Annotated in this window: 13 protein-coding genes; 5 read left to right on the top strand and 8 right to left on the bottom strand. The window is 71.1% G+C overall.

The features are described 5' to 3' along the window. Positions 1-75: 75 nt before the first annotated feature. A complete protein-coding gene (locus ABT078_RS18465; protein WP_502981244.1) occupies positions 76-702 on the top strand; it encodes a hypothetical protein in 627 nt (208 codons plus the stop codon). Between the two features lie 44 nt (positions 703-746). Here the strand turns inward: ABT078_RS18465 and ABT078_RS18460 are convergent, their stop codons facing one another. From ABT078_RS18460 to ABT078_RS18445, 4 genes are all read right to left on the bottom strand, one after another. Then, positions 747-2,189, bottom strand: a complete 1,443-nt coding sequence (locus ABT078_RS18460) for a S28 family serine protease (RefSeq protein ID WP_351228878.1) — start codon at positions 2,187-2,189, stop codon at positions 747-749. Positions 2,190-2,290: 101 nt separating this feature from the next. Then, positions 2,291-2,671, bottom strand: coding sequence for a hypothetical protein (locus tag ABT078_RS18455; RefSeq protein WP_351228876.1), 381 nt, complete (start codon positions 2,669-2,671; stop codon positions 2,291-2,293). Positions 2,672-2,801: 130 nt separating this feature from the next. Then, positions 2,802-6,503, bottom strand: a complete 3,702-nt coding sequence (locus tag ABT078_RS18450) for an ABC transporter ATP-binding protein (RefSeq protein WP_351228944.1) — start codon at positions 6,501-6,503, stop codon at positions 2,802-2,804. A 194-nt stretch (positions 6,504-6,697) separates the two neighbouring features. Then, positions 6,698-7,639 carry a serine hydrolase gene (locus tag ABT078_RS18445; protein WP_351228874.1) on the bottom strand — a complete coding sequence of 314 codons (942 nt, stop codon included), beginning with the start codon at positions 7,637-7,639 and terminating at the stop codon, positions 6,698-6,700. A 118-nt stretch (positions 7,640-7,757) separates the two neighbouring features. Between ABT078_RS18445 and ABT078_RS18440 the strand changes: the two genes are divergently transcribed. Beyond that, the gene (locus ABT078_RS18440; protein ID WP_351228872.1) at positions 7,758-7,916 is read left to right on the top strand and encodes a hypothetical protein; all 159 of its coding nucleotides are present in this window, start codon (positions 7,758-7,760) and stop codon (positions 7,914-7,916) included. 172 nt (positions 7,917-8,088) lie between these two features. Here the strand turns inward: ABT078_RS18440 and ABT078_RS18435 are convergent, their stop codons facing one another. The 4 genes from ABT078_RS18435 to ABT078_RS18420 are packed head-to-tail and all read right to left on the bottom strand — an operon-like array spanning position 8,089 to position 12,421. Continuing rightward, positions 8,089-9,771: a thiamine pyrophosphate-binding protein gene (locus ABT078_RS18435; RefSeq protein ID WP_351228870.1), complete on the bottom strand. Its 1,683-nt coding sequence runs from the start codon at positions 9,769-9,771 to the stop codon at positions 8,089-8,091. Beyond that, the gene (locus ABT078_RS18430; RefSeq protein ID WP_351228868.1) at positions 9,768-9,890 is read right to left on the bottom strand and encodes a hypothetical protein; all 123 of its coding nucleotides are present in this window, start codon (positions 9,888-9,890) and stop codon (positions 9,768-9,770) included. The genes ABT078_RS18435 and ABT078_RS18430 overlap by 4 nt, the downstream gene beginning before the upstream one ends. Next, positions 9,887-10,876 carry an agmatinase gene (speB, locus tag ABT078_RS18425; protein ID WP_351228866.1) on the bottom strand — a complete coding sequence of 330 codons (990 nt, stop codon included), beginning with the start codon at positions 10,874-10,876 and terminating at the stop codon, positions 9,887-9,889. Before speB ends, ABT078_RS18430 begins: the two co-directional genes overlap by 4 nt. A gap of 60 nt (positions 10,877-10,936) precedes the next feature. Then, the gene (locus tag ABT078_RS18420; protein WP_351228864.1) at positions 10,937-12,421 is read right to left on the bottom strand and encodes a sodium:solute symporter family protein; all 1,485 of its coding nucleotides are present in this window, start codon (positions 12,419-12,421) and stop codon (positions 10,937-10,939) included. 185 nt (positions 12,422-12,606) lie between these two features. On the opposite strand from ABT078_RS18420, the gene ABT078_RS18415 reads away from it, so the two are divergent. The 3 genes from ABT078_RS18415 to ABT078_RS18405 all read left to right on the top strand — a co-directional run bounded on the left by ABT078_RS18415 (position 12,607) and on the right by ABT078_RS18405 (position 16,112). Beyond that, positions 12,607-14,190: a PucR family transcriptional regulator ligand-binding domain-containing protein gene (locus ABT078_RS18415; protein ID WP_351228862.1), complete on the top strand. Its 1,584-nt coding sequence runs from the start codon at positions 12,607-12,609 to the stop codon at positions 14,188-14,190. A gap of 114 nt (positions 14,191-14,304) precedes the next feature. Further along, positions 14,305-14,784, top strand: a complete 480-nt coding sequence (locus ABT078_RS18410; protein ID WP_351228860.1) for a hypothetical protein — start codon at positions 14,305-14,307, stop codon at positions 14,782-14,784. Positions 14,785-14,954: 170 nt separating this feature from the next. Further along, entirely contained in the window at positions 14,955-16,112 is a 1,158-nt protein-coding gene (locus ABT078_RS18405) for an acyl-CoA dehydrogenase family protein (RefSeq protein WP_351228858.1), read from the top strand. Positions 16,113-16,130 lie beyond the last annotated feature (18 nt).

The following is a 16,130-nucleotide window of genomic DNA, read 5'->3' as shown; positions in this document are numbered from 1 at the left end:
CCCCCGGCTCCCCTGGCGTGCGCCCGCTTCCGCGGGCCACGCTGGGACGGACCGACCGGGGGGAATTGCATGCGTATGCGGCGACTGCGTGTCGGGGTGGTGTGCGCCGCGCTGGTCATCGGTGGCGCGCTCGGATGCCAGCGCTCGCCGGGGCACGGCGGCTCGGACGCGGATGGTCTCGAGGAGACCGGGAGCGGGCCGGTGCACCCGTCCGGGTACGGGGCGGTGTTCCTGGGGCCCGGCGAGTGCAGCGACACCGGCGGCGACGACGTCCGCGAGGTGCCGTGCACGAGCGAGAGGGCGTCCGCCCGGGTCGTCGCGCGGTACGAAAGGCGCCAGGCCGGCGGGCCCGCCTGCCCGGCCGCGACCGACTTCGTCCTGCACATCTCCGAGAGCCGGCCGTCGGCCGACGAGGACGGCGACGGGGCCGTGCCGCGCGGCTACGCATGCATGCGCAATCTGGAGGCGCCGCATCCGGGCGACCCGGGCGCGGGCGGCGGACCGCACACCGTGCCCGGCGACTGCGTCTACACCTCCCGCAAGGGGCAGGTGAAGGAGACGGCGTGCGACGGGTCGGGCGAGCGGCGGCCCGAGTTCGAGGTGGGGTCCGCTGTCGAGAAGCGGTCGCAGTGTCCGCCGTCCACGGATCTGTACGTCCAGTTGAAGGGTGAAAGGCCGGTGGGCTGCGCCCGCCGTGTGTGACGCACACACGGCGGACACAGCCCACCCAGGGCCTCGGCCCCGGACTACGGCCGAAGCGTGAACGGCTCCCGCTCGACGCCCTGCCTGTCCAGCAGCGCGTCGGGCTTCGTCAGCCGCTTCGCCTTGGACGGGTCGGCCTGGACGGCGGCCGGTGCGACACCCGCCCACTCCAGGATCCGGGCGGTGGCCTTCGCCTTCTGCTCGGGGTTCAGACCGGCCACGTTGGCACCGTGGTTGGCGCCAGGGGCGGTGAAGACGTAGCTGTCACGCGCTCCCTTGCCCAGGCGGAACGGTTCCGCGCCCCACGGGTCGTTCTGCCCGTAGACGAAGAGCATCTGCCGGGCGTTGTGCCTCACCCAGCTGTCCACGTCGTCCATGACCCACGGCTTGAACCGCATGGGGATGTCCCGCGGCACGAAGTTCCGCGGCGGCTGGTAGCCGTAGCGGCTCAGGCCCTTGAGGTGCGACTGCTCGATGTCGGGCGAGCCCAGCTCGGTCCCGGCCTGGTAGTAGTACGGGGTGTACGGGGCCAGTCCCTGGTCGGTGTAGAAGGAGAAGCCCGAGATCGCGTCGATGCTGTCCCAGATCTCCTGGTCGGTGGCGGTGGAGGCGACCGGGATCGTGTCGCAGTCGGCCACGAGGCCGTACTGCCAGAAGGCCCAGGTGTAGTCGAGGACGATGGCCTCGAACGCCTTGTCGAGCGAACCGACCGTGGTGAAGGTGTAGCCGTTCTCGGCCGCGTAGTCGGTGTAGCGGGCTTCCAGCGGCTTGCGACGGACGAGGGCCTCGCGCTGCACCGCGTTCAGCCTGTCGCGGCACTCCTTGGTGCCGACCTTCGCGAGGAACCGGTCGTAGGCCGAGTCCTCGTTGTTGTTCACGTCGTTGGGAGCGACGTACGCGACGACGCCGTCCATGTCACGGGGGTAGAAGCGCTCGTAGTAGGTGGCGGTCATGCCGCCCTTCGAGCCGCCCGTGGAGATCCACTTCTTGTCGTAGATCTTCTTCAGCGCGGTGAAGACACGATGCTGGTCGCTCGCGGCCTGCCAGATGTCGAGCTTGGACCAGTCGGCCGGATCGGGCCGTGACGGGCTGAAGAAGCGGTACTCGAGATCGACCTGGTTGCCGTCGACGATCTGGGTGGGCTCGCGGCGGCGGGGGGTGGTGCCCACGTTGTAGCCGCTGGTGTAGAAGACGGTCGGGCGGGTCGTGTCCTTGTGCAGCACGGTGATGCGCTGCTGAAAGGTGCCCTTGGACGGATGCCGGTGGTCCACCGGCTGGGCGTAGTTGAGGACGAAGTAGCGGTAGCCGGGGTACGGCTTCTCCTCGATCAGGCTCATTCCGGGGATCGCGAGGATCCGGTCCTTGATGTCGGTGGACACTCCCGATGAGCCGGCGGCCGGATCGGCGGCGGTGGCCGCGCTCGCCGTCGCTCCGGCCATGCCTATGAGCACGACCAACGACAGCAGCCATCTCAGCGTTCTGCGCATGCACCCTCCCCTTGGTTCACAACGGTCGCGGTGAACCTAGCGGGCGCAACACCCGTATCGCCAGCCCCGGTTGTCGGGTCCGGGCCCGCTCGGCAGTGGACTCAGCAGAGAATCCAGCCGGTCGATGCGCTCTTCCCGGCGATCGAACCCGAGGCGCGCACACAGCGGTTGAGCGCGTGCACCGTGACCGGCCCTGCCTGCCGGATGAAGCGCCCCTTGTCGACGGCGGCACGGCCGCCGCGCGGCTGGAGGGACACCGACATGGCCCGTCGGGTGCCGGGCTGCTTGGCGACGGCGAGGGCGCACACGTACTGCCGGGTCTTGTAGAGGCGCAACTCCCCCGTGGCGAACCCCACGGTCTTCGCCGGCCGCCCGGAGCACGCGGACACGGCCGCGGCGTTCTGCACCCCCGGACCCGTCAGTGACAGAGCCGCGACGACCGCGAGCACCGCGAGTACGTGCACCACCAGTCTTCCGAACACCCTTGCTCCCCTCGGACACCAAGCCGTACTGACGTACGACGCAACAAGGGCCCGGACGGTTGCCGTCCGGGCCCTGCGCGTCCGTGTCCGGCCCCAGGCCGGAAGCGCCGGCCCAGGCGGAATGGCCGGCTCAGGCTGCCGCCGGCGCCTCTTCCCCGATGAACGTCCGCCACAGCTCCGCGTACCGCCCGCCATGCGCCAGCAGTTCGTCGTGCGTGCCGTCCTCGACGACCCGGCCGTGCGCCATGACGACCACCCGGTCGGCGCGGGCCGCGGTGGTGAGGCGGTGGGCGACGACGAGGGTCGTGCGACGGCCGGTCAGACGGTCCGTGGCCTGGTTGACCTGCGCCTCGGTGGCCAGGTCCAGTGCTGCGGTCGCCTCGTCGAGCAGCAGCACGTCCGGGTCGACGAGTTCCGCCCGCGCGAGGGCGATGAGCTGACGCTGACCGGCCGACAGATTGCGGCCGCGCTCGGCCACCTCGTGCAGATAGCCACCCTCCAGCGTGGCGATCATGTCGTGGGCGCCGACCGCGCGCGCCGCCGCCTCCACCTCGGCGTCGGTGGCCTCGGGACGCCCGTACGCGATGGCGTCGCGGACCGTGCCCGGGAAGAGGTACGCCTCCTGCGGGACGACACCGAGCCGGTGCCGGTACGCGGTGAGGTCCAGCTCGCGCAGATCGACGCCGTCGGCGGTGACCCGACCGCTCGTCGGGTCGTAGAACCGCGCCACCAGCTTGACCAGTGTCGACTTGCCGGCGCCCGTCTCCCCGACGAAGGCGACGGTCTGCCCGGCCGGGATGCGCAGGTCGACTCCGGTCAGCGCTTCTTCGTCATCGCCATAGGCGAACGACATGTCCTCGAAGGCGATCTCGCCGCGCAGCGACGGCACATCGAGCGGCTCGCCGGCCTCCGCCGTCGACGTGGGCTCCCGCAGCAGCTCCTGGATGCGACGCAGCGACACCGTCGCCTGCTGGTAACCGTCGAAGACCTGCGACAGCTGCTGCACGGGCGCGAAGAACAGGTCGATGTAGAGGAGATACGCGACGAGCGCACCCGTCGTGAGCGTCCCCGCCTCGATCCGCCCGGCGCCGACGATCAGCACGGCAGCGGCCGCCACCGACGACAGCAACTGCACGAACGGGAAGTACACGGAGATCAGCCACTGGCCGCGCACCCGCGCCTCGCGGTAGCTGTTGCTGCGCTCCACGAACCGCCGGTTGCCCGAGCGCTCGCGGCGGAAGGCCTGCACGATCCGCAGCCCGCTGACCGACTCCTGGAGGTCGGCGTTGACGATGCTGATCCGCTCGCGCGCCAGTTCGTACGCCTTCACCGACCGGCGGCGGAAGACGAACGTCCCGATCAGCAGCACCGGCAGGGTCGCGAAGACCACCAGCGCCAGCTGCGCATCGAGCACGATCAGCGCGACCATGATGCCGAAGAAGGTGACGACCGAGACGAAGGCGGTGACAAGTCCGGTCTGCAGGAAGGTGGACAGGGCATCCACGTCCGTCGTCATCCGGGTCATGATCCGGCCGGTCAGCTCGCGCTCGTAGTAGTCGAGCCCGAGCCGCTGCAGCTGCGCGAAGATCTTCAGCCGCAGCGCGTAGAGGATGCGCTCGCCGGTGCGCCCGGCCATCCGGGTCTCACCGATCTGCGCCGCCCACTGCACCACCACCGTGAGCAGGGCGACGGCGGACGCCACCCACACCGCGGCCAGCGCCGCCCGCTCCACACCGTCGTCGATACCGTGCCGGATCAGCACCGGCAGCAGCAGGCCCATGCCCGCGTCCACCCCGACCAGCAACAGGCTGATCAGGAGCGGCAGCCCGAAACCGCGCAGCAGCCTGCGCAGCCCGTACGACAACTCGGGCGTCACCGCCCGCGCCTCGTCGACGTCAGGGATTTCGGTGGCCGGCGGCAGCGCCGCGACCTGGGCCAGCAGCTCGGGAGTGGCGCCTGCGGCCTCGTCCTCCTCGGCCTCCTCCTTGCGCACCCAGAGCGGGGGCGTGATGCCGCGCTCCGCGTCGAACTCGGCCTCCAGCTCCTCCAGGACCGTCCGGTCCTCCGGCAGCTCCACGGGAACGGCGTGTCCCGGCGACACACCGCCCAGCTCGTCGGGGTCGGTCAGCAGCCGCCGGTACAGCGCGGAGCGTTCCTGCAGCTCGTCATGGGTGCCGATGTCGGCCAGCCGGCCCTCGTCGAGGACGGCGATCCGGTCGGCGAGGCCGAGCGTGGAGCGGCGGTGGGCGATCAGCAGGGTCGTACGGCCGGCCATGACGCCGCGCAGCGCCTCGTGGATCTCGTGCTCGACACGGGCGTCCACGGCGGAGGTCGCATCGTCGAGGAGCAGCAGCCGGGGGTCGGCGAGGATCGCGCGGGCGAGGGCGATGCGCTGGCGCTGACCGCCTGAGAGGGTGAGGCCGTGCTCGCCGACCTTGGTGGCATAGCCGTCGGGCAGTGCGTCGATGAAACGATCCGCCTGGGCGGTGCGCGCGGCCTGGACGACCTCCTCGTCCGTCGCGTCGGGTTTTCCGTACGCGATGTTCGAGCGGACGGTGTCGGAAAAGAGGAAGCTGTCCTCCGGCACGAGGCCGATGGCGGCGCGCAGCGACTCCATCGTCAGCTCGCGTACGTCGTGGCCGCCGACGAGGACGGCACCGCGCGTCACGTCGTAGAAGCGCGGCAGCAGCAGCGAGACGGTGGATTTGCCGCTGCCGGACGAGCCGACGACGGCGACGGTCTCACCCGGGCGGATCTTCAGCGAGAAGCCGTCGAGGACCGGCTGCGATGCCTCCCCGTACGCGAAGCCGACGTCGTCGAACTCGACGGTCGCGGGGGCGTCGGCCGGGAGCTCCTTCGTACCGTCCTTGATGGCCGGCTCGGTGTCGATGAGCTCCAGGACCCGCTCCACGCCTGCGCGTGCCTGCTGGCCGACGGTCAGCACCATGGCGAGCATCCGCACCGGCCCGACCAGCTGTGCGAGGTAGGTCGAGAAGGCGACGAACGTGCCGAGGGTGATCTGGCCCCGGGTCGCCAGCCAGCCGCCCAGCGCCAGCATCGCCACCTGCCCGAGCGCGGGCACGGCCTGCAGGGCGGGGGTGTACGTGGCGTTCAGCCTGATCGTGCGCAGCCGGCCGGCGAAGAGCCTGCGGCCGACGTCCCTGAGCTTCCCGGTCTCCTGCTCCTCCTGGCCGAAGCCCTTGACGACACGGACGCCGGAGACGGCCCCGTCGACCACGCCCGCGACGGCGGCCGCCTGCTGCTGTGCGTACCAGGTGGCGGGGTGCAGCCTCACCCGGCTGCGCTTGGCGATGAACCACAGCGCGGGGGCGACGGCGAGCGCGATCAGGGTGAGCGGCAGCGACAGCCAGGCCATGATGACCAGGGAGATGAGGAAGAGCAAGACGTTCCCGATCGTCATCGGGAGCATGAAGAGGAGACCCTGGATGAGCTGGAGGTCGCTGGTGGCGCGGCCGACGACCTGGCCGGTGGACAGCTCGTCCTGGCGGCGCCCGTCGAGCCGGCTGATCGTGGCGAACATGTCGGTGCGGAGGTCGTGCTGGACGTCGAGGGCGAGCCGTCCGCCGTAGTAGCGGCGGATGTACGTGAGGACGTAGACGACGACCGCGGCGGCGATCAGGAGTCCGGTCCAGACGGCAAGTGAGCGTGTGTGATCACCGATGACGTCGTCGATGACGACCTTGGTGATCAGGGGGACGACGGCCATGACGGCCATACCGGCGAGGGACGAACCGAGCGCGAGCACGACGTTCCGCCGATCCCGCCAGGCGTAGCCGGCGAGCCGCCATGCCCAGGTCTGCTCTGACGCCACCGCCACGGGTGCCTCCCGGCTCCGGATCTTGATCCTGATTTTGATCCTGATCTTCCGGAAGGCACCAACGCGGGCGCGGGCGGATTTCATCCCGCCGCAACAAAGTACGGTCTCCGGTCCCAGGACCCGTCCTGGGACCGGAGACGAGCCGGTGCCGGCGGAGGGCCGGACCGGCGGGACCCAGCCGGCAGGACCTACGAGGCCGGGCCGCGCTCCGGCACGGCCGGCATGGCCTCCTGCGGGACGGCGGGCGGAGTGACCACCGAGAGCGTCGACGCGGTGGGGTTGAGGTCCCTGTGCACGACCCGGGAGACGGCCTGGATCGTGTTGATGCCGTCGGTCATCGAGGCGTTGTCGTGCGTGAGAACGGTGATCGAGTAGTTCGCCGTGGTGCTGGTGAAGGCGCCGATGCTGTGCACCCGCCAGCCGTGCGTGGCCCGGGACAGCCAGCCGTTCTTCACATGGACGGTCACGCTGGTGGGCGCGCCGACCGGGGTGCCCCAGCGCTGCGAGGAGACCACGCGTCGCATCAGGCTCTGTATGTACGAGCGCGAGCTGTCGCTGAGCACACCGTTCTTGTTGGTGACCAGCCCCAGCAGCTTGCGCTGGTCACGGGCGGTGATCTGGGTGAGCCCCCAGTAGCCGCCCGAGCCGGGAACGGTCATCGTCATGCCCGCGGTCTGCAGAAACGCCTTGACCTTGGTGACGCCGAGCTGGCTCCACAGCTGCGTGGTGGCGTTGTTGTCCGACTTGGTGATCATGGCGGTGGTGAGGCTGACCTCGCGGTCGGTCAGCCTCCGCTGCTGCTTGCCGGCGTCCCAGAGCAACGTCGCCAGCACGGACGCCTTCACGACGCTCGCGGAGTCGAACTTCTCTGTGGCGCGCAGTTCGCAGTGGGTGTTGGTGGTGCGGTCGTAGACCGCGACGGCGGTCATCGAGGAGCGCCCCTTGAGGGCGGCCGCGATGTCGGTCGACAGCTTGGTCGCGAGTCCTGCCTTGTTCGAGGTACAGCTCACGGCTGGGGTCGCGGCGGAGGCGGGTGCCGCCGACAGTGCTGTCGGCAGGAGCACTCCCACGGCGAGGGCCGCACCGAGAGCGCCGCGTCTGCGGCGGCGGGATATGGAGTGGTGAGTCACGCATCGGAAGACTCACCGGACGGCGAAAAGTTGTACGAGCGCTGAGCCTGTCACGTCACCGGGCACGTGCGCCTGCCCGGGAGGCGACCGACCCGTCAGCGGTGACGCCGGGGCGGACATGGCCTGCAAGAAGGAATCGAATCTCCTGGGCATATGGTTCGCCACGGAATCAACCATCCAGAATGCCATGATCCGCGTACACCACGGCGATCTGGAAGATCTGCGCAAGACCCACGCGGCCAGCGTCCGGACGGCTCAGGCCATCACGGTGCACTGAGCTTGCGGACGCGTACACGTACACCTGAGTGAACGGGCACGAGGCCACGCGCCGGCCGCCGATGAGGCGGCCGTCGGCGTGGCCTCGTGAAGGTGCACCGGACTCGTGCAGGTGCAGCGGATCACAGGTGCGCCGGAATCAGAGGTGCGCCCGGATCAGAGGTGCGGCGGGATCAGAGGTGCGTCGGCGCGAACATCCTCAGCAGCGCCGGCAGGACCACCACCGAAGGTCCGGGCCGGTCCAGGGACTTGGCCAGGTCCTCGCGCAGCGACTCCGTCGTCGTACGGACCGCGGGCACTCCGAAGGACTCGGCGAGTGCGACGAAGTCCGGGCGGGAGAGCTCGGTCGCCGTGGACTCGCCGAAGGCGTCCGTCATGTACTCGCGCAGGATGCCGTAACCGCCGTCGTCGACGATCAGCCAGGTCACCGGCAGGTCGTACTGCTTCGCCGTCGCCAGCTCCGCGATCGAGTACATCGCGCCGCCGTCGCCGGACACCGCGAGCACCGGCCGGCCGGGGTCCGCGGCCGCGGCGCCCAGGGCCGCGGGGAACCCGTAGCCGAGGCCGCCGGCGCCCTGGGCGGAGTGCATGGTGTTGGGGCGCCGGGCGTCGAAGGCGGACCAGGCCCAGTAGGCCAGGATCGTCATGTCCCAGAAGCTCGGCGAGTCGTCCGGCAGGGCCTCGCGGACCGCGGCGAGCAGTTCCTGCTCCAGGGTCAGCTCCTGGCCGGCGATCCGGTCCCGCACCTTCGCCAGCAGGGCGGACACCCGCTCGGCGGCCGACGGGTCGCGGCGGTCCTCCACGGTCTCCAGCAGCGCGGAGAGCGCGAGACGGGCGTCGGCGTGGATGCCGAGGCAGGCGTGGTTGGACTCCAGCTTGCCGAGGTCGGCCTCGATCTGGACGACCCGGCCGCGCGGCGCGAACGTGTGGTAGTTCGAGGAGAGTTCACCGAGGCCCGAGCCGACGACCAGGAGCACGTCGGCGTCCTCCAGGAAGTCGGTGGTGTGCCGGTCCTCCAGCCAGGACTGCATCGACAGCGGGTGCTCCCAGGGGAAGGCACCCTTGCCGCCGAAGGTGGTGACGACCGGCGCGTCCAGCTTCTCGGCGAGCGCCAGCAGCTTGCCGGAGGCGTCGGCGCGTACGACACCGCCGCCCGCGATGATCGCCGGGCGGGAGGCGCGGGAGAGCAGATCGGCCGCGACGGCGGTCAGCTCCGGGCGCGGGACCAGGTCGCGCGGGGTCGCGTCCATGGCCGTGACGACCGGCAGGCCGGCCTCGGCGAGCAGCACGTCCTGCGGGATCTCCACCCAGACCGGGCCGTGCGGGGCGCTCAGCGCCGACTCCCAGGCCTCGGCGATGGCCGACGGGATCTGCGAGGCCCGACGGACCGTGTGCACGGACTTCACGATGTCGCGGAACGACGCCTTCTGGTCGCGCAGTTCGTGCAGGTAGCCGTGGCGTCCGCCGCCGAGACCGGCGGACGGCACCTGGCTGGAGATCGCCAGTACCGGGGCGGACGCGGCCGCCGCCTCCTGGAGCGCGGCGAGCGAGGTCAGCGCGCCTGGCCCGGTGGACAGCAGCAGCGGGGCGACCTGGCCGGTGATCCGGCCGTATGCGTCGGCGGCGAAGCCGGCGTTGTTCTCGACCCGGAGGCCGACGTACGTCAGGTCGGAGCGGCGCAGCGCGTCGAACATGCCGAGCGCGTGCTGCCCGGGCAGGCCGAAGACGGTGGTCGCCCCCAGCCCGGCCAGGGCCTCGACGACGAGGTCGCCGCCGTTGCGCCCGGCCGGCGGGTTGAGCGCGGCCGCGATCTGCGTCGCGGTCGGGCGCAGTACGAGGTCGTGGTCGTGGGTCACTGGGCGTCCTCTGCGTCGCGTTCGGTCTGTGTCCGGGGCGCCGGCGCTCCGGCCGCCGGGCCGTGGCCGGCCCGGCGCGAGTTCTCGGCGGCGCCGAAGCCGGACGAGGTGGGGGTCACTTCGCGGCTTCTCCCGCGCCGGAGGCACGGTTCGCGGCGATCTGGCGGGACATGATCGTGGTCAGTTCGTACGCCGTGTGGGAGGCCGCGACCGAGGTGATCTCGGCGTGGTCGTACGCGGGCGCGACCTCGACGACATCGGCGGAGACCAGGTTGCAGGAGGCGAGCCCGCGCAGGATCTCCAGCAGCTCGCGCGAGGTCATGCCACCGGCCTCGGGGGTGCCGGTGCCGGGGGCGTGCGCCGGGTCGAGGCAGTCGATGTCGATGGAGATGTAGAGCGGGCGGTCGCCGATGCGCTGGCGCAGCTGGTCGGCGACCTCGTCGGCGCCGCGGCGGTAGACGTCGGACGAGGTGACGATGCCGAAGCCCATCTTCTCGTCGTCGGTCAGGTCCTGCTTGCCGTACAGCGGGCCGCGGATGCCGACGTGGGAGAGCGCCTCGGTGTCGAGGATGCCTTCCTCGACGGCACGGCGGAACGGGGTGCCGTGCGTGTACTCGGCGCCGAAGTACGTGTCCCAGGTGTCCAGATGCGCGTCGAAGTGGAGCAGCGCGACCGGGCCGTGCTTCTTGGCGACCGAGCGCAGCAGCGGCAGCGCGATGGTGTGGTCGCCGCCGAGGGTCATCATGCGGGCGCCGGTGCCGAGGATGTCGTCCGCGGCGGCCTCGATGGTCTCGACCGCCTCGTTGATGTTGAACGGGTTGGCGGCGATGTCGCCCGCGTCCGCGACCTGGGCGAGCGCGAAGGGCGAGGCGTCCTGCGCCGGGTTGTACGGGCGCAGGAGCCTCGACGCCTCACGGATGGCGTTGCCGCCGAAGCGCGCGCCGGGGCGGTACGAGACCCCGGCGTCGAAGGGCACGCCGACGACGGCGACATCCGTGGTGCCGACCTCGTCGAGCCGTGGCAGCCGGGCGAACGTCGCGGGTCCGGCGTACCGCGGGATGCGGGACGAGTCGATGGGGCCACGCGGCGTCTCGTTGCTGCTCATGACGTATGCCTTCTTCCTACGCTTTTCCTACTGTTCGCAGTCGTTCGACTGTAACGGGCTTCAGGGGGTGGCCGGGACGGCCGGCTCGGCCACCGGCTCGTCGACGGCCTCGGGGCCGCGACCCGCGAGACGCTCGCGCCAGTTGGCCAGGATCGCCTCGTCCGTCGGCTTGGTCGCCAGCGAGACGATGACGTAGGTGACGAGCGAGGCGAGCAGGCCGTAGTAGACAGGCTGGTTGGCGAGGATGCCGTAGTGCCACATCAGGCCGATGACCGCGACGCCGCCGACGACGACGGAGGACAGCGCGCCGTGGACCGTGCCGCGCTTCCACAGCAGTCCGCCGAGGATCGGGACGAGCAGTCCGCCGACGAGCAGGTTGTACGCGACCGTCAGTGCCTCGATCACATTGTTGAGGGCGATGGCGATCACGATCACCGCGACACCCATCATCAGGATGAACGCCCGGTTGCCCTTGACCTCGTCGTGCGCCTCGCCGTCCTCGCGGCGGTGGGTGATGGCGCCGCGCAGCCGCTGCCAGATGTCGTTGTTGGCGACGGTGGCGCAGGCGATCAGGGCGCCGGACGAGGTGGACATCACGGCGGCGAGCGCGGCGGCGAGGACCAGGCCCCGCACGCCGAGCGGCAGTTCGTCCTTGACGATGGTGGCGAAGGCGTCGTCGGCGTTGGCGAGGTTCGGGTAGAGCACCTTCGCCGCGGTGCCGATGACGGCGCCGGCGAGGGCGTAGACGAGGCAGTACGTACCGGCCACGGTGCCGCCGTAGCGGGCGACCTTGTCGTTGCGGGCGGTGAAGACGCGCTGCCAGATGTCCTGGCCGATCAGCATGCCGAACGTGTAGATCAGCACGTACGTGAAGATCGTCTCGCCGCCGATGCCGAGCGGGGCGAAGTACTCGGTGGGCAGCTGGGCCTTCATCTCGGCGAAGCCGCCGGCCTTGACCACCGCGATGGGCAGCAGCAGGAGCAGCACACCGATCGTCTTGACGACGAACTGCACCATGTCGGTGAGGGTGATCGACCACATGCCGCCGAGCGCGGAGTATGCGACCACGATCGAGCCGCCGAGGATGATCGCGAGCGTCCGGTTCATGTCGAAGAGGACGTCGAAGATCGTGGCGTACGCGATGGTCGAGGTGACCGCGAGCATGAGGGTGTACGCCCACATCACGACACCGGTGATGAGACCGGCCCGGCCGCCGTATCGGAGGTCGAGCATCTCGGAGACGGTGTAGACCTTCAGCCGGGCGATGCGCGCGGAGAAGAAGATCGAGAGGGCGAGGAGGCCGAGGCCGATGGTGAAGACCATCCAGGCGCCGGAGAGGCCGTACTTGTAGCCGAGGCCGACGCCGCCGATGGTGGAGGCGCCGCCGAGGACGATGGCAGCCATCGTGCCGGAGTACATCCAGGGGCCGAGCCTGCGGCCCGCCACCAGGAACTCGCTCTTGGACTTGGCGCGGCGCATGCCCCACCAGCCCATGGCCAGCATGCCGGCCAGATAGACGACGATCACTGCGTAGTCGACGGCCATGGGGCCCTCCTTCGTTCACCTCGGTGGCGTGTCGTGCAGATGTGAGGGGGACGCAGCAGCTCTTGTGCGGGGACATCCGCCCGTACCCGCGGCCGCTGGACGTCTCGACGATAGGTGGCCGAAAAGCGACGATGAAGTGTACGTTTCCTCCATTCTCGAAGACGATCACGGATGGAACGTCCACCATGCCGGACCCCACCGCTTCACCCGTCGCCCCTTCGGCCCCACCGGCCCCTCCCATCCCACTGGCCGCACTGCTGGCCCGCGAGGACCTCGGCCTGCGGCTCGTCGCGGGCACCACGGACCCGGAGAACGCGACCATCCAGTGGGTGCACACCTCGGAGATGGACGATCCGTACCCCTATCTGCTGGGCGGCGAGCTGCTGCTGACGGCGGGCGTCCAGCTGACCGACGCCAACATGGACAGGTACGCGGCCCGCGTGGTCGAGGCGGGCGGTGCAGCGATCGGCTTCGGGGTCGCTCCCGTGTACGACACCGTCCCGCGCGCGCTCGTCGAGGCGTGCGAGCGGCACGGGCTGCCGCTGGTCGAGGTGCCGCCGCAGACCCCGTTCACCGCGATCGCCCGCGCGGTCTGGCGGCTCATGGCCCAGGTCCGCCTCCAGGAGGTGCGCCGGGTGAGCGAGGCCCAGCAGGGCCTGGCGACCGCGGCCGCCCGCCCGGACCCGGTCCCGGCGGTACTGCAGCAACTGGCGTCCCGGTTGGGCGGCTGGGCCGTGCTCCTGTCCCCGGACGGCTCGGCCCTGTACGCGTCCGGGCGCCGGCCGCCCGCCGATGCCCGCGCGGCGCTGGCTCGGCTGGCGGCGGTGGTCAGGCCGGCGGCGGACGAGGAGCCGGGGCCCGGCCGGCCCGCGCCGGCACCGCGCACGACGGGAGCGGCCGGTGCGGAGCCCTCGGCACCACCCGCCGACTCCCCCGGCGGCAGCGGCCGCCGCACGCCCGCCTCCGCGACCGACACCGTCGACGGCATCAGCCTTGCCGCGTACGCGCTCGGCGGCGGCGAGGGGCTGGTGCTGGGGATCGCGACCGAGGCGCGCGAGCCCGGCGGACACACCGTGGCCGGCGTGGCCGTGGTCCTGCTCTCACTGCTGACGGCACCGCACCAGGGCGTGGACGCGACCGGGCGGTCGGCGGCGCTGGTGCGGCTGCTGCTGGGGGCTGCCCCCGCCGAGGTGGCGCCTGCGCTCGGGCCGGGTCCGTGGACCGTGGTGCACGCCGCCCGCCCCGGCCCACCGCCCGACCGGATCGCGGCCTCGGCGCTCGGCGCGGTGCTGGGCAGCGCGCTGGTGGACGCGGACGGTGCGACGGTACGGGTCCTGCTCTCCGGTGACCGCCGGGTCGAGCCGCAGCCGGGCTGGACCCTCGGCGTGAGCGCCCCCACCACCCCCGCCGATCTCTCCGCGGCCGACACGGCTGCCGCGCGCGCCCTGCGCCGGGCCGAGGCGACCCGGGAGCCGCTGGTCCGCCAGCGCGCCACCGGGCTCGGCGAGCTGATCCCGCCCGACGAGGCCGCCGTGCACGCCCGTGCCCTCCTCGCGCCCCTCGCGGGCTCGCCCGCACTCACGGAGACCCTGCGCGTCTGGCTCTCGCTGCACGGCAGCTGGGACCGGACGGCGGTCGCCCTGGGCGTTCACCGCAACACGGTGCGCCAGCGCATCACCCGCTGCTCGACGCTCCTCGGGGTGGACCTGGACGAGGCGGACGTACGGATGGAGCTCTGGTTCGCGCTGCGGTACGGACCGCACACGTGAGCCCTCGGTTCCGTAGGGCGTCCACGGATCCGTAGGGAGCCCACCAACGCCGCACCCGAACACTGTCGTGAACGACCCAAGTCCCTTCTGGTGCAGGCGTGTTGGAATGCCTTCATGGTCACTCCCGCTCACGGAACCACGCTCCGCACTCCGGACCCCGGGCGCCGCCTGCGTGTCGAGATCGAACGCCTACGGGACGAGGCAACGCGGCAGAAGACACTCGCCCACCGGCGCGCCGAGTTCTGGGCCAAGGCCGACATCGCCCTCGGTTTCCCCGCCGCCCTGCTCGCCGGCTCGGCGGGAGCGGCAGGACTGGCCACGGCTGACGCACGGATTCCCGCGGCCCTGCTCGCCCTGGCCTCTGCCGGGTTCGCGGCCGGGGCGGGCTTCCTGCGGAGCGCCACCAGGTGCAGGGCGAACAAACGCGCCCGGCACGCCTGGGCGGCGGTGGAGGGCAAGGCGACCGTGAAGCTGGCCCAGGAGCGCCCGACGCCCGACGACCTCGACCAGCTCCTGGCCTGCCGCCAGACCGCACTCAACGCCTACGACGGCGGGGACCCACAAGCGGACCCGCCTCCGCTCGCGGCGGGCTGAGCCCGGAGCCGGCGGAGGGCGGTGGTCACACTCAACAACGACAACAGCTTGCGTCGGGCGGCATGGGAGCGTGCTCCTTCTCACTCTGGACAGCCTCGCGAACTGCCGGGTAACTTGGACTGAGCAAGCGCTTAGACAGTCCGTACCCATGCAGTCACGAGGAGGCGTCCGTGCGCCGGACCGTATTCAACGAGGACCACGAGGCGTTCCGCGAGACGATCCGCGCCTTCATCGAGGCCGAGGTCGTCCCCGTCTACGACGAGTGGTTCGCCGCGGGCCAGGCGCCGCGCGACTTCTACGACAAGCTCGGCGAGCTGGGCATCTTCGGGATCAACGTCCCCGAGGAGTTCGGCGGCGCGGGCATGGACACGCACAAGTTCGAGGCCGTGCTCTACGAGGAGACCTCGCGCGCGGGCGTCCAGTTCGGCGGTTCCGGCGTGCACGTGCTGCTCGCCCTGCCCTACATCAAGATGCTCGCCACGGACGAGCAGAAGAAGCGCTACCTGACGAAGTTCGTCACCGGCGAGGAGATGTGGGCGCTGGCGATGACCGAGCCGGGCACCGGCTCCGACGTCGCGGGCATGAAGACCACCGCCAGGCTCTCGGACGACGGCACGCACTACGTCCTCAACGGCGCCAAGACCTTCATCACCGGCGGTGTGCACGCCGACCGTGTGATCGTCTGCGCCCGCACCTCCGCCCCGCGCGAGGACGACCGCCGCTTCGGCATATCCCTGTTCGCCGTGGACACCAAGTCCGAGGGCTACTCCATCGGCCGCAAGCTGGACAAGCTCGGCCTGCGCACCTCCGACACCGCCGAGCTGGCGTTCGTCGACGTGAAGGTGCCGGTCGAGGACCTGCTCGGCGAGGAGAACAAGGGCTTCTACTACCTCGGCCAGAACCTGCCCTCCGAGCGCTGGGGCATCGCCTTCGGCGCGTACGCGCAGGCCAAGGCCGCCGTCCGGTTCGCCCAGCAGTACGTGCAGGACCGCACGGTCTTCGGCAAGCCGGTCGCCAGCTTCCAGAACACCAAGTTCGAGCTGGCCGCCTGCCAGGCCGAGGTGGACGCCGCCGAGGCCGTCGCCGACCGCGCCCTGGAGGCCCTGGACGCCGGCGAGCTCACGCCCGCCGAGGCCGCCTCCGCCAAGCTGTTCTGTACCGAGGTCGCGCACCGTGTCATCGACCGCTGCCTCCAGCTGCACGGCGGCTACGGCTACATGAACGAGTACCCGATCGCCCGCCTCTACGCCGACAACCGCGTGAACCGCATCTACGGCGGCACCAGCGAGGTCATGAAGTCGATCATCGCCAAGGACATGGGTCTGTAACCCGGTCGACCTGGCCGA

The sequence above is a fragment of the Streptomyces sp. NPDC002133 genome (genome assembly GCF_040296405.1).
Taxonomy (GTDB): Bacteria; Actinomycetota; Actinomycetes; order Streptomycetales; family Streptomycetaceae; genus Streptomyces.
This window is presented reverse-complemented; position numbering and strand designations above follow the sequence as displayed.